The sequence below is a fragment of the Paraburkholderia bryophila genome (assembly GCF_013409255.1).
In the GTDB taxonomy this organism is placed as follows: domain Bacteria; phylum Pseudomonadota; class Gammaproteobacteria; order Burkholderiales; family Burkholderiaceae; genus Paraburkholderia.
Genome location: NZ_JACCAS010000001.1, coordinates 899,945 through 918,262, shown reverse-complemented (window position 1 = coordinate 918,262; position 18,318 = coordinate 899,945). Strand labels below are relative to the sequence as shown.

16 protein-coding genes are annotated in these 18,318 nt (G+C 63.8%); 4 read left to right on the top strand and 12 right to left on the bottom strand.

The genetic code is table 11. From position 1 onward, the window contains the following. The first annotated feature begins 85 nt into the window (after positions 1–85). Together GGD40_RS03955 and GGD40_RS03950 are read left to right on the top strand one after the other, a co-directional pair. Entirely contained in the window at positions 86–712 is a 627-nt protein-coding gene (locus tag GGD40_RS03955; RefSeq protein WP_035550545.1) for a DUF47 domain-containing protein, read from the top strand. Continuing rightward, positions 712–1,722 (top strand): inorganic phosphate transporter, encoded by a 1,011-nt coding sequence (locus tag GGD40_RS03950; RefSeq protein WP_179705089.1) that lies wholly within the window; start codon positions 712–714, stop codon positions 1,720–1,722. The genes GGD40_RS03955 and GGD40_RS03950 overlap by 1 nt, the downstream gene beginning before the upstream one ends. A gap of 64 nt (positions 1,723–1,786) precedes the next feature. Here GGD40_RS03950 and GGD40_RS03945 read toward each other — a convergent pair whose 3' ends face one another. The 12 genes from GGD40_RS03945 to GGD40_RS03890 form a co-directional block, all read right to left on the bottom strand. After that, the gene (locus GGD40_RS03945) at positions 1,787–2,593 is read right to left on the bottom strand and encodes an SDR family NAD(P)-dependent oxidoreductase (protein ID WP_179742838.1); all 807 of its coding nucleotides are present in this window, start codon (positions 2,591–2,593) and stop codon (positions 1,787–1,789) included. Positions 2,594–2,717: 124 nt separating this feature from the next. Further along, positions 2,718–3,962, bottom strand: coding sequence for a C40 family peptidase (locus GGD40_RS03940; RefSeq protein ID WP_179742837.1), 1,245 nt, complete (start codon positions 3,960–3,962; stop codon positions 2,718–2,720). A 207-nt stretch (positions 3,963–4,169) separates the two neighbouring features. Continuing rightward, positions 4,170–6,029: a PhoH family protein gene (locus GGD40_RS03935; RefSeq protein WP_179742836.1), complete on the bottom strand. Its 1,860-nt coding sequence runs from the start codon at positions 6,027–6,029 to the stop codon at positions 4,170–4,172. A 356-nt stretch (positions 6,030–6,385) separates the two neighbouring features. Then, positions 6,386–6,847 (bottom strand): peroxiredoxin, encoded by a 462-nt coding sequence (locus GGD40_RS03930; RefSeq protein ID WP_179742835.1) that lies wholly within the window; start codon positions 6,845–6,847, stop codon positions 6,386–6,388. 147 nt (positions 6,848–6,994) lie between these two features. Continuing rightward, positions 6,995–7,888, bottom strand: coding sequence for a polysaccharide deacetylase family protein (locus GGD40_RS03925; protein WP_179705080.1), 894 nt, complete (start codon positions 7,886–7,888; stop codon positions 6,995–6,997). A gap of 10 nt (positions 7,889–7,898) precedes the next feature. Further along, on the bottom strand, positions 7,899–8,945 hold the full coding sequence (locus GGD40_RS03920) for a bifunctional UDP-4-keto-pentose/UDP-xylose synthase (RefSeq protein WP_179742834.1): 1,047 nt from the start codon (positions 8,943–8,945) through the stop codon (positions 7,899–7,901). Next, positions 8,942–9,889 (bottom strand): formyltransferase, encoded by a 948-nt coding sequence (locus GGD40_RS03915; RefSeq protein ID WP_179742833.1) that lies wholly within the window; start codon positions 9,887–9,889, stop codon positions 8,942–8,944. The genes GGD40_RS03920 and GGD40_RS03915 overlap by 4 nt, the downstream gene beginning before the upstream one ends. Further along, complete coding sequence (locus tag GGD40_RS03910; protein ID WP_035550521.1) at positions 9,886–10,929, bottom strand: glycosyltransferase; 1,044 nt, start codon at positions 10,927–10,929, stop codon at positions 9,886–9,888. The genes GGD40_RS03915 and GGD40_RS03910 overlap by 4 nt, the downstream gene beginning before the upstream one ends. Before the next feature lie 6 nt (positions 10,930–10,935). After that, the gene (locus tag GGD40_RS03905) at positions 10,936–12,087 is read right to left on the bottom strand and encodes a DegT/DnrJ/EryC1/StrS family aminotransferase (protein WP_179742832.1); all 1,152 of its coding nucleotides are present in this window, start codon (positions 12,085–12,087) and stop codon (positions 10,936–10,938) included. Positions 12,088–12,368: 281 nt separating this feature from the next. Continuing rightward, positions 12,369–12,740, bottom strand: a complete 372-nt coding sequence (locus GGD40_RS03900; RefSeq protein WP_176058077.1) for an SMR family transporter — start codon at positions 12,738–12,740, stop codon at positions 12,369–12,371. Between the two features lie 25 nt (positions 12,741–12,765). Next, complete coding sequence (locus GGD40_RS03895; RefSeq protein WP_179742831.1) at positions 12,766–14,487, bottom strand: glycosyltransferase family 39 protein; 1,722 nt, start codon at positions 14,485–14,487, stop codon at positions 12,766–12,768. Positions 14,488–14,760: 273 nt separating this feature from the next. Beyond that, positions 14,761–15,135 (bottom strand): Mth938-like domain-containing protein, encoded by a 375-nt coding sequence (locus tag GGD40_RS03890; RefSeq protein ID WP_176058079.1) that lies wholly within the window; start codon positions 15,133–15,135, stop codon positions 14,761–14,763. Positions 15,136–15,637: 502 nt separating this feature from the next. Between GGD40_RS03890 and GGD40_RS03885 the strand changes: the two genes are divergently transcribed. Further along, complete coding sequence (locus tag GGD40_RS03885) at positions 15,638–16,888, top strand: pyridoxal phosphate-dependent aminotransferase (RefSeq protein ID WP_373565254.1); 1,251 nt, start codon at positions 15,638–15,640, stop codon at positions 16,886–16,888. 92 nt (positions 16,889–16,980) lie between these two features. Then, positions 16,981–18,312, top strand: coding sequence for a homoserine dehydrogenase (locus tag GGD40_RS03880; RefSeq protein WP_035550505.1), 1,332 nt, complete (start codon positions 16,981–16,983; stop codon positions 18,310–18,312). Positions 18,313–18,318 lie beyond the last annotated feature (6 nt).

Below are 18,318 nucleotides of genomic sequence, written 5' to 3'. Positions count from 1 at the left end.
CTTTCGAAAGTGTGATCAGGGACTCGGAACGGTACAATGTGGCGGTTTTATGTCAGCCATACCGTGACCAATTTTCGGGATCCCAATGTTCGGTCGATTCATGCCCACCGAGGGCAAGTTCTTTGAAATTTTCAATGCGCACGCAGCGTGCATCGTCTCAGCAAGCCGTGAGCTGGAACTGCTGATCGACAATCTGCAAGACGCCGAGACCCACAAGCAGAACGTGCAGAAAGCCGAAAAGGCTGCCGACAAGCTCACGCACGAAACCATCGACCTGCTGCACAAGACCTTCATCACGCCGCTCGATCGCGATGAAATCCACAAGCTGATCACCACGATGGACGACATCCTCGATCTGATGGAGGACGTCGCCACTGCCATTTCGCTGTACGACGTGCAGGCTGTGACCTCCGAGGCGAGCCAGTTGGCGCACATCTGCACGGCGACTTCCGAGCGCGTGCAATTCGCCGTCGGCCTGCTGTCGGACATGAAGCAGGCGAGCCAGATCCTCAAGGCCTGCGAGGACATCGACCGGCTGGAATCGGAAGCCGACCGCGTGCTGCGCTCGGCCATGTCGAAACTGTTCCGCGAAGAAGACAACGTCAAGACCCTGATCAAGCTGAAAGCAATTTACGAATTGCTCGAGACGATCACGGACAAGTGTGAGGACGTAGCGAACATCATCGAAGGCATCGTGCTGGAAAACGCATAATGCAATCGATACAACTCGCTATCTGGGTCGTTGCCGGCCTGGTGGCCGTCGCGCTGATTTTCGATTTCATGAACGGTTTTCACGACGCGGCGAATTCGATCGCGACCGTCGTGTCGACCGGCGTGCTGAAGCCGCAGCAGGCGGTGGCCTTTGCGGCGGCCTTCAACGTGATCGCGTACTTCGTGTTCCACCTGAAGGTGGCCGCGACCGTCGGCAAAGGCACGATCGACCCGCAGATCGTCGACCATTACGTGATTTTCGGCGCGCTGGTCGGTGCGATCGGCTGGAACATCATCACCTGGCATTACGGCATTCCGTCGAGCTCGTCGCATGCGTTGATCGGCGGACTGGTGGGTGCGGCGCTGGCCAAGTCGGGCTGGGGTTCGCTGAATCTCGACGGTCTGATGAAGACGGTCGCGTTCATCTTTATCTCGCCGCTGCTCGGCTTCGTACTCGGGTCGTTTTTCATGCTGGCGGTTTCGTGGATCTACTTCCGCACGCCGCCCAGCAAGGTCGATCGGCGCTTTCGGCGTTTGCAACTGGTGTCGGCGGGTTTGTATAGCCTCGGCCACGGCGGCAACGACGCGCAGAAAACCATCGGCATTATCTGGATGCTGCTGATCGCGACCGGGTATGCGTCCTCAATCGCGGATGCGCCGCCGCTGTGGGTGATCGGCGGTTGCTATCTGTCGATGGGTGTCGGCACGCTGTTCGGCGGCTGGCGGATCGTCCGCACGATGGGGCAGAAGATCACCAAGCTCAAGCCGGTCGGCGGGTTTTGCGCGGAGTCGGGTGGGGCGATCACGCTGTTTACCGCGTCGTGGCTCGGCATTCCGGTGTCCACCACGCATACGATCACCGGCGCGATCGTCGGTGTCGGCGCAACGCGGAAGCTGAGCGCGGTGCGTTGGGGTGTGGCTGGGAACATCGTCTGGGCGTGGATTCTGACGATTCCGGCCTCCGCTGCGCTCTCCGCGCTCGCCTGGTGGCTCGGCCACCGTTTGTTGTAAGGGCAGCGGGCGTTTCACGCGCGCCGCTCCTTCGGTAATTGACGCTCGAATAACAGCGCGTCGCTCAGATCAGCGGCGCGCTGCCTCCATCCATCGGGACAATCGCGCCCGTCACATAGCTCGCGCGGCGGCTCGCCAGAAACAGCGCGACGTCGGCGATTTCCTCCGGTTTGGCATAGCGACCGAGCGGCACCTTGGCTTGCCCTCGTGCGAGCGCTTCCGCGCTTTCGATGCCTTGCTGGGTCGCTTCCAGCTTGACCGCTTCTTCGACGCGCTCAGTCAGCGTCGCTCCCGGATTGATCGCGTTGATGCGGATGCCGTAGCGCGCGTAGTAGTGCGCCAGGCCGACGGTGGCGAGCATCAGCGCGGCATTCGCGGCGCCGCCCGCAATATGGATGTCGCTCGCGATTTTGCCGCCCATGCCGATGATATTCACGATCGTGCCCGGTTCGGCGCCGCTGTTGGCCTTCACGCGATCGGCCATGCGCCGCAGCACTTCCTGCTGCGGGTAGATGTAGGGGAAATACTTCGCTTCCATGGTGGCGCGGAACGCGTCGGCATCGAGCGTTTCCGGATCGTAGCGTCGCGCGGCGCCCGCGCTGTTGATCAGCACGTCGATCGGACCGACCGCGCTGCTGACTTCTTCGACGATATCCGCAGCGCTATGCGGCTCGTGCAGATCGGCGCGGGTTCGGTGTACGTGCAGGCCTTCCTGCTTTAACTGCTCGTAAGCGCGCGCGAGGTTGGCCGGATCGCGTGAGACGATCGCGACTTTGGCGCCTTCCAGGGCGAACGCGCGGGCGCAGGCGAGGCCGATTCCTTTGCTGCCGCCTGTGATCAATACCACCTTGTCTTTCAGCCCAAGATCCATCGTCACCACCCGCTGTCGGAAGAATATCGATGACGATAGCAGATCGGCGGCGCGGGTGTGGCGGGGCGCTTTATGCCTGCAGCCACCCACCGCGCCGACGAATCCGCGCACAAGGCAAGGACGCTTAGAAGTTGCTGTTGGCGAAGCGGGCGATGGGGTCGTCGGTGGTTTGCGTCGGAGCGGGGATGCCGCGCGAGGCCGTCGAGGCTCGCATGATCTGCACGCCGTCATTCGCATCGGCTCGCTGCGCCTGCTGAGCCTGACGTGCGGCCACCGATGCGGGCGGCGGCGGTTCGAACGCATCCGCGGCGGCGTCGATCGGGTCGGGCGCACGAGTGGACGCCGTCTGCGGGATGGCGCGTGAGGTCATCGCCTGCTGAGCGGGGGCTGTGCCGAGCGTGCCGTCATACGCGCTGGCTTGAGCGGCCGGAACCGGCGCCGGCGACACAGCGCCCGCTGCGCGGGCCTGGATTTGCGCGGCGCTCATGCCGGGCGGCGGCGGTTCGAACGGATCGGCTTGCGAAGTCGCTGCGGCTGCGACGGGTTGCGCCTCGGCGGTCAATGGCGCATGAGGCGCCGTCGCGACGCGAGTCGCCGGCTGTGACCACGACGGTGATGACGGCGGTTGCGCCTGCCATTGCGCCGACTGCCCCGGCTGCACGCCCGCGGCATAAGCCGGCGGCGGTGCGGATACCGCAGCCTTGGCCACCGATGCTGCCGGCATCGCAGCGCCCGCCGCCACCCCCGCATAAGCCGGCGCAACCCGCTCAGGCTGCGGCGTCGCGGCCTGATAGCTCGGCGTATCGAACGGCGCCGGCGTTGCGGCCGGTGCGGCGACCCGGCGAATCCCGTCGAAACGCTTGGCCCAATAAGGGTTGGTCAGATAATCGAGCCGCACGGTGCCGCCCGTCGACGGTGCATTGACGAAGCGCAGCTTGCCGACATAAATGCCGACATGCGAATGCGGCCGTCCCGTCGTGTTGAAGAAAATCAGATCCCCCGGCGCGATCTCGTCCGGTTCGATCGACTCGCCGCGTCCGCTCATATCCGCCGTGGTGCGCGGCAGATTCACCGAAGCCGCCCTCGCGATGACATAACGAACCAGTCCGCTGCAATCAAAGCCGCTATCCGGCGTATTCCCGCCCCAGCGGTAGGGAATGCCGACCAGACCCATCGCCTGAATGGAGATTTCCTCGCGGCCGATGCTGTGATCGACGAAATTCGGAAAGCCCGGCGGCGGCGCATGATAAGCGCCATTGGCGACGACGATCGAACTGCCCGACGCGCCACGCGACGACGTCTTCTGCGGCGCGCCGGCACAGGCGGCAAGCAGCAGAACGGTCAGCAAGGAAAGGGCGAGTCGGCGCATGAAGACGAGGAGAGCGGGTAAACGCTCGTTTAACGGCGGACGATTTCGGGATAGTAGCCCGTCGCGCATCGCTCCGGCAAGAAGTCTTGACAAATTACTTGAAGTTCATGCGCTAAGTGTTGCTCTGCGCAAAACGCGTCGGCAATGAAAAAGCCGCCTCCGGAAGATTCCGGAGGCGGCTTCTGAAAAATTCTAACTAATTGAAACTTAAAGAATTTCCGACGCGTAATCGGCAAGCCGCGAACGTTCGCCGCGCGCCAGCGTGACGTGCCCGCTGTGCGCCCAGCCCTTGAAGCGGTCGACCACGTACGTCAACCCCGAACTGCCTTCGGTCAGATACGGCGTATCGATCTGCGCGATGTTGCCCAGACAGATGATCTTCGTACCCGGGCCCGCGCGCGTGACCAGCGTCTTCATCTGCTTCGGCGTCAGATTCTGCGCCTCGTCGATGATCAGATACTTGTCCACGAACGTGCGGCCGCGCATGAAGTTCATGCTCTTCACCTTCAGGCGCGAACGGATCAACTCCTGCGTGGCGGCGCGGCCCCATTCGCCGGCGGCGTCGTCGGTTTTCTGCAGGACTTCGAGGTTGTCGTCGAATGCACCCATCCACGGCTGCATTTTTTCCTCTTCCGTACCCGGCAGGAAGCCGATGTCCTCACCGACCGGCACCGTGGCGCGTGTCACGATGATCTCGTTGTAGCGCTTGTCGTCGAGCACCTGCGCCAGACCGGCCGCGAGCGCGACCAGCGTCTTGCCGGTACCGGCCTGACCCAGCAGCGTGACGAAGTCGATCTCCGGATTCATCAACAGGTTCAGCGCGAAATTCTGCTCGCGGTTACGCGCCGTGATGCCCCACACGTTGTTCTTGTGGTGGCCGTAGTCGCGCAAGGTTTGCAGCAACGCGGTCTTGCCGTTCAACTCACGCACCAGCGCATGGAACGCCGGTTCGCCGTTTTGCGGCTCCAGATAGACGAACTCGTTGACCAGCATCGATGCGCACAGCGGACCCGTCACCCGGTAATACGTGGTGCCGGTTTTGGTGTCCTGCCAGCTCTCCATGCCCTTCGCGTGCCTGGTCCAGAAGTCCTGCGGCAGCGCGCGGATGCCCGAGTACAGCAGATCGCTGTCTTCGAGCACCTGGTCGTTGAAGTAATCTTCGGCGGGCAGGCCGAGCGCATGCGCCTTGATGCGCATGTTGATGTCTTTCGACACCAGCACGACCTGGCGATCCATCCGGTCGCGCTGCAACGCGCGCACGACGCCGAGGATCTGGTTGTCGGCCTTGCCTTCCGGCAGACCTTCCACCGGTTCGATGGTGGCCAGCGTGGTCTGGAAGAAAAGACGTCCTGACGCCTCGCGGCTACCCAGACGGGCGAGCGAAATGCCGTCGGAGATATTGCCGGCGTTGGCCACCAGCGCGTCCAGCGTACGGCTCACCTGGCGAGCATTACGCGCGACTTCCGACATGCCCTTCTTGTGGTTGTCGAGTTCTTCCAACGTCATCATCGGCAGATAGACGTCGTGTTCCTCGAACCGGAACAGGCAGCTTGGATCGTGCATCAGCACGTTCGTGTCGAGCACGAACAGCTTCTGCACTTCGGCCGGATCGGCGCTCGTGCTGCGTTTCTTGCCGGCACCGCGTGTGGCGGGCGCAACGGCTGCGGGTGCGGCGGCGTCGGCCTGCTTCGCGCTCGGCGCGCGCGCCACCACCGGTTGTGCTGCGGGTGCGGCCGGCTCGGCGTGCGGGCGGGCGGCGGGAACCGGCTGCAACAGGGCAGCGGTTTGCTTCGTTTTGCGGCCGCGCGCCGGAGCAGCTTGCTCCGCGGAAGCATTCGCAACAGGGGTTGCCGACGACGCCGGCACGGTCCGCAAGGTGGTCGCGGCATTGGCGGCATTCGCCATTGGCTTGGCGACGTTCGCGCGGCCGTAATCGGCCGACTCTGCGGCTTCCCCGTCGCCAGCCTGTTTCTTCGAGGCGGAGCGCGCCGGCGTAGCGGCTTTGGCCTTGTATTCGTCAGGCGGCAGGAGATTGCCGAGCTTGCTGGGGGGAGTAGGCAAAGGCATGGTTTCCCTCGAATTAATCGGGTCACATATCGTGCGCCGCCTGTCGCATTCTGCTGGTGCCAGTGAGTGCGCACGCAGTTTGCGCCCGGAGGCGCGCATTCGGTCTAGAGATGCCGGTTCGCCTGGGTTTCGATCGGCTCCTTAACGGAAGCACGCAGCCGAGTGAACGAACGGCCGCGCGCAATTAAAAAAGCCGCCGCCCCGGCGTACGGGGCAAGCGGCTCGCCTTCAATGCTCGCGTTGCGCCTCACGACTCCGACAGCACCGGCAGATCCGGTAAAACGGCCGTCGAGTCTGGCGCAGCGGCGAAAAATTTGGGGTGGACAGGCACTCATTGCGGCCCAATATAGCGCGCCTCAAAGCGCTTGTACAGCCTCCAGAATATCGTCGACGTGGCCGGGCACCTTCACGCCGCGCCACTCCTGGCGCAGCACCCCTTCAGCGTCGATGAGGAACGTGGAGCGTTCGATTCCCCGTACTTCCTTGCCATACATTTTCTTCATTTTCATGACGCCGAACAGCGCGCACAACGCTTCTTCCGGATCGGAGATCAGCGGGAACGGCAATTCGAGCTTCGCCTTGAAATTGTCATGCGAGCGCAGGCTGTCGCGCGACACGCCGAGGATTTCCGCGCCGGCCTTCTTGAACTTCGGATACAGGTCGCGGAACTGCAGGCCTTCGGTCGTGCAGCCCGGCGTGTTGTCCTTCGGATAGAAATACAGCACCACCTTCTTGCCCCGCAGTTTGGACAGCGTGATCTCGCCGCCGGTAGCGGGGGCGGTGAAGTCGGGGATGGGTTGGTCGACTGCGATGGGCACGAGGTTCTCCGGTTGTTATGGCCGGCGCCGCAGCAGGGCTGTGGCGGCGTCGGCCTGGCATCGAGGCTGGGGGATGTGGCTGGCGCGCGGCATGGTCTCGCGCGGCGGCCGGTTCGTCAGGCGGGCTGCCGACGGTTGGCGGTCCGCTCAGGGCTGGACAATCAACTCGCCGGAGCGGCCTGGAAGTTCGCCCCACGTAACAGGGTACGATGGCAACGTGTCGCGGTCTAGCGTGGCGTAGTAATCACCCATGGTCGCGAAGGTATGACCTTGCGCGCGCCAGCCGTCCAGTAGCTGTTCGAAAATCGGCGCGAGCTTTTGCCCTTCGAGTTCCGCGTGCAGCGTGAACACCTGATCGTGCGGATTGTTTTCGGTGTGCTTCAGCATCCATGCGGCGACGTTGTGCAGATCGACGCCGTCCACGCCGAGCACTTCGTCGAGCGTGGGCAGCGTGGTGGGCATCTGCACATGCGCGAGCGTCTTGCCGTCGACCACCGGCAGATACGGCGAACGGCCCCGGCCGTCGGACGCGTAACGCATGCCCCACGCGTCGATCTGCTCGAACGCGTGGCCGTTCATCTGCCAGCCGGCCGCGCCGTGTGTGACCGGCGGCGCGCCGAATACTTCGACGAAACGGTCATGGCTCTTGCCCATCTGCGCGGCGGTCCATGCGCGGTCTTTCGCGCGCACGTTGTCCTGCCAGTACACGTGGTCCCACGTATGAATGCCGCACTCGAAGCCGGCTTCGTGGATCGCGCGCATTTCCGCCGACGCCTTCGCGCCGATGTCCGGACCGGGCAGCAGCACGCCATACATCAACTGCTTGACGCCGTAATGTTCGACCACCGAGGTGCGCGACACCTTCTTCAGAAAGCCCGGCCGCAACACGCGACGCATCGCCCAACCGGTGTGGTCGGGCCCGAGGCTGAACAGGAAAGTGGCGCGCGCCTTGAAGCGGTCGAAGATGCGTGCGAGATTCGGCACGCCTTCGCGGGTGCCGCGCAGCGTGTCGACGTCGATCTTCAGAACGATACGGGCCAAGGATCAGCCCTTATTGCTGTTCGACGAGCGCACGGGCTTCGCCGACGTGGCCGCGATACGCTTCGAAAATCTTGCGCAGCGCTTCGTCGAAGGTCGACTTCGGCGCCCAGTCGAGTTCCTGCATCGTGTTGTCGATCTTCGGCACGCGGTTCTGCACGTCCTGATAGCCGGCGCCGTAGTACGCGCCCGACGAGGTTTCGACCAGTTGCACGTTCTTTGCAAGTTCCGCGTATTCCGGGAACTCGGCCGCGAGCGCCAGCATCTTGTGCGCGAGCTCGCGCACCGAGAAGTTGTTGGTCGGGTTGCCGATGTTGTAGATCTTGCCCGTGGCGATGCCGTCCTTGTTTTCGATGATCTTCATCAGCGCGCCGATGCCGTCGTCGATATCCGTGAACGCGCGCTTCTGCGCGCCGCCGTCCACCAGGCTGATGTTCTCGCCGCGCACGATATGGCCGAGGAACTGCGTGACCACGCGCGAGCTGCCTTCCTTCGGCGTGTAGATCGAGTCGAGGCCCGGGCCGATCCAGTTGAACGGACGGAACAGCGTGAAGTTCAGGCCTTCCATGCCGTAACCCCAGATCACGCGGTCCATCAGCTGCTTCGAGCACGCGTAGATCCAGCGCGGCTTGTTGATCGGACCGTACGACAGTTGCGATTCTTCCGGATCGAACTGCTCGTCCGTGCACATGCCGTAGACCTCGGACGTGGACGGAAACACGAGGTGCTTGCCGTACTTCACGGCCGAACGCACGATCGGCAGGTTCGCCTCGAAGTCGAGTTCGAACACGCGCAGCGGCTGCTTCACGTACGTGGCGGGCGTGGCGATCGCGACCAGCGGCAGGATCACGTCGCATTTCTTGACGTGGTACTCGACCCATTCCTTGTTGATCGTGATGTCGCCTTCGAAGAAGTGCATCCGCTCATGATTGATGAGGTCGCCCAGACGTTCGGTCTGCATGTCCATCCCGAAGACTTCCCAGTCGGTCGTTTCGAGAATGCGTTTGGACAGGTGATGGCCGATGAAGCCGTTCACACCCAGAATCAGGACTTTTTTCATGAGGAGCGAGGAATTTGGGAGGGAATCTGAGTGAGCTGGGCGAATTCGGCCGGCGTGACGACAGTTTCGCTGCCGTCGAGCTGGCGCCGCAACTCGTGGATCGTGATCGCGCGACCGTCGCCGCAGATCGCGAAAACGGCATTATCGCTTACGTGCAGGCCCGGGGGCAAATCCGAGCGAAGCGCGCCGGGCGCGGCCAGGCGCGCGCGCGCGACGATGAAACGCTGTCCGTCGAAATCCGTGAACGCGCCGGGATAGGGCGGCGCGACCGCGCGGATCAGGTTGTAGACCTGCTGCGCGGATTGCGTCCAGTCGATGCGGCCGTCTTCCGGCTTGCGTCCGCCGTAATAGCTGCCGTGCGAGAGATCGTTCGGCAGATGCGGCGCTTCGCCGGCCAGCAAGGCGGGCAGCACGCGCCACAACGTTTGCTCGGCGGCCACCGTGACTTTGTCGAACACTTGCGCAGCGGTGTCGTCGGGCAGGATCGGCACCGGCGTCTGCGCAATGATCGCGCCCGCGTCGGGCTTGGCGGCCATTTCGTGCAGCGTCGCGCCGGTCTCGGTTTCGCCGTGGATCACCGCCCAGTTGGTCGGCACGCGGCCGCGGTACTTCGGCAGCAGCGAGCCGTGCATGTTGTAAGCGCCCCGTGCGGCGAGCGCCAGCAGGTCGACCGGCAACATGTGGCGGTAGTAGAACGAGAAGATGAAGTCCGGCCGCGCGGCGCTCACCGCGGCGCGCAGTTCGGCGCTCTTCGGATCCGCCGGCGTGACGACCGGAATGCCGTGTTCGGCTGCGACCGAAGCGACGCTGCCGAACCAGATGTTCTCGGCCGGGCTGTCTTCATGCGTGACGACCAGCGCCACCTCGACGCCGCGCGCGAGCAGGACCTGCAGGCAGCGCACGCCGACGTTGTGATACGCGAATACGACGGCGCGCGGCTTCATGGATTCGGCCCCTGGTCGACCAGCGGCGCGGCCTGCACGGCCTGCACGACGGCCTGACGCGGCGCTTCGGCCACGGTCGTACCGTCGCGCTGCTCGAGAATGGTTTGCACCAGATAACGCGGACGCGCGCGCACCTGCTGATAAATCCGGCCGATGTATTCACCGAGCAGCCCGAGCGCGAAGATGATCACGCCGAGCAGGAAGAAGATCACGGCGAACAGCGTGAACACACCTTGAACTTCCGCGCCGATGATAAAGCGGCGAATCAGCAGCAGCACGAACAGCGCCGCGGAGCCGAGCGACAGGATCACGCCGATGAACGACAGCCACTGCAGCGGCACCACCGAAAAACCGGTCACGAGGTCGAAATTCAGGCGGATCAGCGAATACAGCGAGTACTTCGATTCGCCGGCAAAGCGCTCTTCGTGCGCGACTTCGATTTCGACCGGATTCTGCGCGAAGGTGTACGCGAGCGCCGGAATGAACGTGTTGATTTCGCCGCACCGATTGATCGTGTCGATGATGTGCCGGCTGTAAGCGCGCAGCATGCAGCCCTGGTCGGTCATCTTGATACGGGTGATGCGTTCGCGCAGCCGGTTCATCGCGCGCGAGGCCTTGCGGCGGAACAGGCTGTCCTGGCGCTGCAGCCGGATCGTGCCGACGTAGTCGTAGCCTTCGCGCATCTTCGAAACCAGCTTGGCGATTTCTTCCGGCGGGTTCTGCAGATCGGCGTCGAGCGTGATGACGATCTCGCCGCGCGATTGCTCGAAGCCCGCAAGGATCGCCATGTGCTGGCCGTAGTTGCCGTTCAGCAGGATCACGCGGGTGGTGTCGGGGCGCGCGCGGAACTGCTCGGCGAGCAGCGCGGCGGATTTGTCGCGGCTACCGTCGTTGATGAAGATCACTTCATAACCGGTGCCGAGCGCGTCGAGCGCCGGGTACAGACGCGCGAACAGCGCGGCCAGCCCGGCTTCCTCGTTGTACACCGGGATGATGATCGACACTTCCGGTGCGACAGCGCGATGTTCCGAATAACTCATTTCCGCTTATTTTCCGTATTGTTCGCAAATTTCATTGACCGCGCGGCAGACCCGCGCCACGTCGCTTTCGTTCATCTGCGTGAAGAGCGGCAGCGTGACGGTGCTCGCGCCGTAGCGCTCGGCGTGCGGGAACATGCCTTCCCGGAAACCGCGTGCTTTGTACAGCGAGAACAGATGGATCGCCGGGTAGTGCACGCCCGAGCCGATGCCGCGCTCTTTCAGTTCGCCCATGAAACCCGCGCGGTCGATAGAGAGTTTCTCGAGCGGCAGCGTGACCAGGTACATGTGCCAGTTGCTGTTGTCGAAGTCCGCAAGCGGCAGGCCCAAGCCCAGCTTGACCGCGGCACCCCCTTCGAAGCCGTCGAAGTACGCCCGCGCCAGTTTGCGGCGCTGCGCGGTGAATCGCTCGATATGCGGCAACTGACCGAGGCCGACGCGCGCGGCGACGTCCGTCAGGTTGTACTTGCCGCCCAGCAGATCGCAATCCATGCCGTCGAAGCCGCTACGCGTGATGCCTTGCAGACGGTACTTCTGCGCGAGGATCGCTTCTTCCTCGTTGTTGAGCACCAGCGCCCCACCTTCGATCGAAGTCAGATTCTTGTTCGCGTGGAAGCTGAACGACACGATGTCGCCCAGCTTGCCGATCCGCTCGCCTTTCCAGCTTGAGCCGAACGCTTGCGCGGCGTCTTCGATCACGCGCAGTTTGTGCGCGCGGGCGATTTCATACAGACGGTCCATATCGACCGGCAGACCCGACAGATACACCGGAATCAGCGCCTTGGTGCGCGGCGTGATGGCCTTTTCGAGCAGATCGAGGTCGATATTGCGCGTGGCCGGATCGATGTCGACGAATACCGGCGTCGCGCCGACCTCGTAGATCACGTTGCTGGTCGAGACCCACGACGCGGGCGTCGTGATGACTTCGTCGCCTTCGCCCACGCCGGCAATGCGCAGCCCGATTTCGAGCGTCGCCGTGCCGGAATTGAACGTGCGCACCGGACGGCCGCCGCAGAACTCGGAGAGCGCCGCCTCGAACTGCTGATTCTGCGGACCGGTGGTGATCCACCCGGAGCGCAGGACCTCGGCGACACCCTGAATCGTTTCTTCATCGATCTCGGGTTTCACAAACGGCAAAAACGGCACGGTTGGCTGGGTCATGAATGCTTCGCTCGATTGAAAGGCTTGTCAGCCAGAGGGCGCGCAGTAAACCACAAAGTCCGCACAAACCCAAGGCCACAACTAAAAAAGGTGCAACCGCGCAGCATACCGCGGTCAAGCTTACGTCTTGCTGAGCCGGCGTGGTGGGCCGCTCCATGTGTTCGCCGACGGCTTCTTTTCGAAGTCAGTGCGCCGTCGACCTGAGCCGCTGAGCCACCGGGCCGCGCAGGCAATAAACGGTAATAAATCGGGCCCGGCACACCGCTGCCGGGCCATGACGCCTAGCTGCGCGCCAGGATCAGCACGCCGATCAGGATCACGCCGATCCCGATCAGCTTCTGCACCGACATGACTTCGCCGAACAGATACCACGCCGCGAACGCATTGACGACGTAGCCGAGCGACAGCATCGGATAGGCGATCGACACGTCCACCCGCGACAGGCCGACGATCCACACGACGAGGCTGATCACATAACAGGCCAGCCCGGCGATGATCGGCGGCTGGGTCGCGATCCGGAAACCGATGGGCAGGATGTTCGCACGGGTGAATTCGAAGTGTCCAACGGCATTCGTTCCGGCTTTGAGCAGCAACTGCGCGCAGGCGTTCAACGTCACGCCGGCGAGGATACAGAAGAGAGAAATCGGATTCATTGAACGATCTGATCCTGAGATGGGGTCACGATTGCGGTTTTTCCAGCGCCGGCGCCGTGCCCGCAGGCGCCAGCGGCTTCGCGACCACGACCCGGCGCGAGTCCTGGGCGATCACCTGCATCGGCAGCCCGGTTTTGAGCAACTGCTCGTAGGTGGACGGCGGGATCAGCGCGAGCGCGTAGCGGTCGGCCTTCCAGCGTTCGACCCAGGCGTCGACGCTCGGCAGCCACTTCTGCGGTTCGACGGAAATGCCGAACGCCAGTTCGTCGGGGTGCGCGACCATGATCATCGTATGGTCGACGTAGAACGGCAGCGTATGGTCGAGCACGCCGACCGAGTAGAACGGCGTGTCCGGCGGCAGCTTGGCGATCTCGGCCTTGATGGCGGGCGCGAGCGGCGCGCCGGAACTCAGCCTGCCGAACACGTCGTGCCCCGTGCCGGCAATCGTGCCGAGCAGCAGCCACGCCGCGCCGAAGGTGGCGAGCGCGCCGAGGCTGCCGGCCCGGCTGCGGCGGTTCAGCCACAACGCAGCCAGCGTTAGCACGAACGCCACGCCGAGCGCCGCCAGCACCCAGCTACGGTATTCGGCGTACAGCTCGGCGGGATTGCGCTCGCTGCCGAAACGCGTCATGAACAGCGCGCCGAACGCGGCCACGACGAGAAACAGCGCATAGCCGGCCAGATGACGGCGCAACTGGTCGCGCGTGACGAGCGGCAGGTACATGCCGATCACGAGTGCGATGGGCGGGGCGATCGGCAGCGTGTACGACAGCAGCTTGGAGTGCGACGCGCTGAAGAACAGGAAGATGAAGCCGGTCCACACCAGCATCATCGTGACGGGCGCGAAGCCGTTCGGCTGGCGCGGCAGGCGCAGCGCGTGGCGCAGGCTCTGTACGGTCACCGATAGCCACGGCAGAAAGCCCACCAGCAGCACCGGCACGAAGTAGTAGAACGGTCCCGGCCGGTTCTGCTCAGGCGTCAGATAGCGCTTGAACTGCTGGACGATAAAGAAGAAGTTCAGGAATTCGGGGTTGCGTTGCTGCACCAGCACGAACCACGGCGTGACGATCGCGAAAAACACGATCAGACCGCCGATCAGATGCAGACGCTTCCAGACGGCCCAGTCGCGCGCGATCAGCGTGTAGAGCACCAGCACCGCGCCCGGCAGGATCAGGCCGACGAGGCCCTTGGACAGCACCGCAAGCGCCATTGCGCCCCAGCACACCCACATCCACGCCCGTACGTTCGCGGTTGGCAGGTTGGGGCGCTGAGCGAGCAGCAGCGCGCATAGCGTCAGCTCCATCCAGAACGACAGGCCCATGTCGAGCGTGTTGAAGTGGCCCATCAGGTTCCAGTACGGCGACGTGGCCAGCACGATCGCGGCGAACACGCCGGTCGCTGCGTTGAACACGCGCGCGCCGGTGAAGCCGATCAGCAGCACGCCGGCAAAGCCCGTCAGCGCCGTATAAAGCCGCGCCTGCCATTCGCCGATGCCGAACCAGGCGAATGTCAGCGCGTTCGCCCAGGTTTGCAGCGGCGGTTTCTCGAAGTACTTGTAGCCGTTGTAGCGCGGCGTGATCCAGTCGCCGGTGACGAACATCTCGCGCGCCATTTCGGCGTAGCGGCCTTCGTCGCTCGGCAGCAGATGGCGCCAGCCGAGCGGCACGAACCAGATCGCGGCGAGTGCCAGCACGAGCAGCAGGATCGTCGTGCGGTTGAGCGGTAGCCTCGACGGCATATCGTTCATGGGTTCTTTAACCTGTTTGGCGACGCCGCGCGGGGCGGCGAAGCGGTGTTGTCTGGAAATGTTGGGAAACGGCGCCCGGTTCCGATGGCGCGCAGTGTACGTTATTGGCCCCGGCGCGACCAGGGTGGGCGGTCTGTTTAGCTGCGTGAACTTGCTGGATGGCGGGTAGGGAAACGTTCGCCCGCTTTCTCTACGGCCCGTACGCGAGCCGGATCGACCCGTCGCCGCCGCACAAGGGCGCCAACCGGACGCCAACCCGCGCCCGCGGCTCCGCTAGCCTTCGATCAGCAACGCGACCGCGACCTTGCGGCCCTCGGCCATCAGAATGTTGTACGTGCGGCAGGCGGCCTTGAAGTCCATGGTTTCGACGCCGATGCGCTTCGCGGTGAGCGCGGCGGTCAGCCGCGGATGCGGAAAACGCAGCCGTTCGCCGCTGCCGAACACCACCACTTCGGGCGCGGCGTCGACCAGCATGGCGAAATGCTCGGCGCTCAACTGGTCGAACGAGGAGACGGGCCAAGGAATGACCGGCGCGTTGGGCAGCACGAGAATGCTGCCCGAATGACGCACCAGATTGATTTCGACGTAGTCGGCGCCGTAACCGGTGACGGTGTTGAGGGCGCCGCTGGCATCCTGATGTAATTTCAAATTCGTTTTCCGAAGTCGTCGTGGGACATCTTGCGAGGCCGTGACCCGGCCGCACGGGACGCAGGCGGGGCGGGGCGACGCGAGTCGTAGGACACGGGAGGGCCAACGCGGCCCACAGCGCGACCCACAGCGCTCAAAAGGGCCGAAAAGGCTTGCCGTTGCGGTTGGTGCATTGCGGAAGTCGGCCAAAATCCGCTAAATTATAACTTTTTAGCCGCCTTGCGGCGCCCCTCGCCGATCCGCCGCCACAAGCCGCGTTGACGATACGGGGCGCGACCTACCGGCTACCTGCCTTGGTTTTGCCGCTTTCGCGCGCCTTTCGGCTGTGTTTCGACCCACAGCCGGTCAAGGCGGTGCAATCCGCGTCTGGCGGTCGTCGCCGGCCGAATCGCGGCCACATCGCGCCGGACTGCGACCGAATCGCGACCGAATTCCCCGTATCGGCGAACCGCCCGGCGTTGCGCGCCCGCGCTGGTTCGCCCAAGTCATCAACCAGGATCCCGTGCCCGCCGTGAAACCGATACTCAAGTCCAACAAGTTGTTGAATGTCTGCTACGACATTCGCGGGCCCGTCCTCGAACATGCGAAACGGCTCGAAGAAGAAGGTCACCGCATCATCAAGCTGAACATCGGCAATCTCGCGCCGTTCGGCTTCGAAGCGCCTGACGAGATCATTCAGGACATGATCCTGAACCTGCCGGGTTCGTCGGGCTACTCCGATTCGAAGGGCGTGTTCGCCGCGCGCAAGGCGATCATGCATTACACGCAGCAAAAAGGCGTGCATGGCGTCGAACTGGACGACATCTACATCGGCAACGGCGCCTCCGAGCTGATCGTGATGGCGCTGCAGGGGCTGCTCAACGACGGCGACGAAGTCCTGCTGCCGGCTCCCGACTATCCGCTGTGGACCGCCGGCGTGAGCCTGTCGGGCGGCACGCCGGTGCATTACATCTGCGACGAGTCGAATCGCTGGATGCCCGACCTCGACGACATCCGCGCGAAAATCACGCCGAATACGCGCGCGCTCGTCGTGATCAACCCGAACAACCCGACCGGCGCGCTGTATTCGGACGAACTGCTGCTCGGCCTGATCGAGATCGCGCGCCAGCACGGCCTCGTGATCTTCGCCGACGAGGTCTACGACAAGATCGTCTACGACGGCAAGAAGCACACGGCGCTCGCGTCGCTTTCCGAAGACGTGCTCACCGTCACGTTCAACAGCCTGTCGAAGAGCTACCGCGCCTGCGGCTACCGCGCCGGCTGGATGTTCATCTCGGGCCTCACCGCCGGCGAGAACCGCCGTCACGCGAAAGACTATTTCGAAGGACTCGGCATTCTGGCCTCCATGCGCCTGTGCCCGAACGTGCCCGGCCAGTACGCGATCCAGACCGCGCTGGGCGGCTACCAGAGCATCAACGACCTGATCCTGCCGGGCGGGCGCCTGTACAAACAGCGCGAACTCGCGTATGACATGTTGACGGCGATCCCCGGCGTGAGTTGCGTGAAGCCCGAAGCGGCGCTGTACATGTTCCCGCGCCTCGACCCGAAGATTTACCCGATCCAGGACGACCAGCAGTTCATCCTCGATCTGCTGCTGGAAGAGCGCGTGCTGCTCGTGCAGGGCACCGGTTTCAACTGGAAGACGCCGGATCACTTCCGCGTCGTGTTCCTGCCGAACCTGGACGACCTCGCGGATTCGATCAACCGGATCGCACGCTTCCTCGACGGTTACCGCAAGCGTCACACCGCCTAGCGCAGAATATGGAGCAGGGCGCGGCCCACCCGCGCCGTGCCACGCGCCTGCCCGATTTCCCTTTTAAACCTCTAATCGAAAACACACGCTGCATGGAACCGATCAAAGTTGGACTGCTGGGCTTCGGCACGGTAGGCAGCGGCACCTTCACGGTACTGCGCCGCAATCAGGAAGAAATCAAACGCCGCGCGGGCCGCGGCATCGAGATCGCGCGCATTGCCGTGCGCAATCCCGCGAAGGCGACAGCGGCGCTCGGCACGGAAGCCGGCACGGTGGCGCTGACCGATGACTTCAACGCGGTGGTCGACGATCCGTCGATCGATATCGTGGCCGAAATGATCGGCGGCACGGGCGTGGCGCGCGATCTGGTGCTGCGCGCGATCAAGAACCGCAAGCACGTGGTCACCGCCAACAAGGCGCTGCTCGCGGTGCACGGCACGGAAATCTTCGAAGCGGCGCGCGCCAACGGCGTGATGGTGTCGTTCGAAGCGGCGGTGGCGGGCGGCATTCCGATCATCAAGGCGCTGCGCGAAGGGCTCACGGCCAATCGCATCCAGTACATCGCGGGCATCATCAACGGCACCACGAACTACATTCTTTCGGAAATGCGCGACCGCGGGCTCGACTTCGCGACCGCGCTGAAGGCCGCCCAGGAGTTGGGTTATGCCGAAGCCGATCCGACCTTCGACATCGAAGGCGTGGACGCCGCGCACAAGGCGACGATCATGAGCGCGATCGCGTTCGGCGTGCCGGTGCAGTTCGACCGCGCTTACGTGGAAGGCATCAGCAAGCTCGCGGCGATCGACATCAAATACGCCGAGGAACTCGGCTATCGGATCAAGCTGCTCGGCATCGCGCGCCGCACGGACAAGGGCATCGAATTGCGCGTGCACCCCACGCTGATTCCTGAAAAGCGCCTGCTGGCCAACGTGGAAGGCGCGATGAACGCGGTCGTCGTGCATGGCGACGCGGTGGGCACCACGCTCTACTACGGTAAGGGCGCGGGCGCGGAGCCGACGGCGTCGGCAGTCGTCGCCGATCTGGTCGACGTGACGCGTCTGCATACCGCCGACCCGGAGCATCGCGTGCCGCATCTGGCGTTCCAGCCGGACAGCCTGTCTAGCACTCCGATCCTGCCGATCGAAGAAGTGACGAGCGGTTACTACCTGCGTCTGCGGGTGGCGGACGTGACCGGCGTGCTGGCCGACATCACGCGCATTCTGGCGGATACGGGCATCTCGATCGACGCGTTGCTGCAGAAGGAATCGGAGCAGGTCGACGCGAACGGCAAGGGCGAAACCGACATCATCCTGATCACGCACGAAACGGTCGAAAAGCACGTCAACGCCGCGATCAAAACGATCGAAGCATTGAGCACCGTTGTCTCGCAAGTCACGAAGCTGCGCATGGAAGCGCTGAACTAGGCCGAA

Excerpts from the sequence above, each read along its gene's own strand:
- GGD40_RS03955 (WP_035550545.1), top strand. The coding sequence starts at position 86 with ATGTTCGGTCGATTCATGCCCACCGAGGGCAAGTTCTTTGAAATTTTC.
- GGD40_RS03915 (WP_179742833.1), bottom strand. The coding sequence starts at position 9,889 with ATGAAGCCGCGCGCCGTCGTATTCGCGTATCACAACGTCGGCGTGCGC.
- GGD40_RS03905 (WP_179742832.1), bottom strand. The coding sequence starts at position 12,087 with ATGACCCAGCCAACCGTGCCGTTTTTGCCGTTTGTGAAACCCGAGATC.
- GGD40_RS03895 (WP_179742831.1), bottom strand. The coding sequence starts at position 14,487 with ATGAACGATATGCCGTCGAGGCTACCGCTCAACCGCACGACGATCCTG.
- GGD40_RS03900 (WP_176058077.1), bottom strand. The coding sequence starts at position 12,740 with ATGAATCCGATTTCTCTCTTCTGTATCCTCGCCGGCGTGACGTTGAAC.
- GGD40_RS03880 (WP_035550505.1), top strand. The coding sequence starts at position 16,981 with ATGGAACCGATCAAAGTTGGACTGCTGGGCTTCGGCACGGTAGGCAGC.
- GGD40_RS03910 (WP_035550521.1), bottom strand. The coding sequence starts at position 10,929 with ATGAGTTATTCGGAACATCGCGCTGTCGCACCGGAAGTGTCGATCATC.
- GGD40_RS03950 (WP_179705089.1), top strand. The coding sequence starts at position 712 with ATGCAATCGATACAACTCGCTATCTGGGTCGTTGCCGGCCTGGTGGCC.
- GGD40_RS03920 (WP_179742834.1), bottom strand. The coding sequence starts at position 8,945 with ATGAAAAAAGTCCTGATTCTGGGTGTGAACGGCTTCATCGGCCATCAC.
- GGD40_RS03940 (WP_179742837.1), bottom strand. The coding sequence starts at position 3,962 with ATGCGCCGACTCGCCCTTTCCTTGCTGACCGTTCTGCTGCTTGCCGCC.
- GGD40_RS03935 (WP_179742836.1), bottom strand. The coding sequence starts at position 6,029 with ATGCCTTTGCCTACTCCCCCCAGCAAGCTCGGCAATCTCCTGCCGCCT.
- GGD40_RS03945 (WP_179742838.1), bottom strand. The coding sequence starts at position 2,593 with ATGGATCTTGGGCTGAAAGACAAGGTGGTATTGATCACAGGCGGCAGC.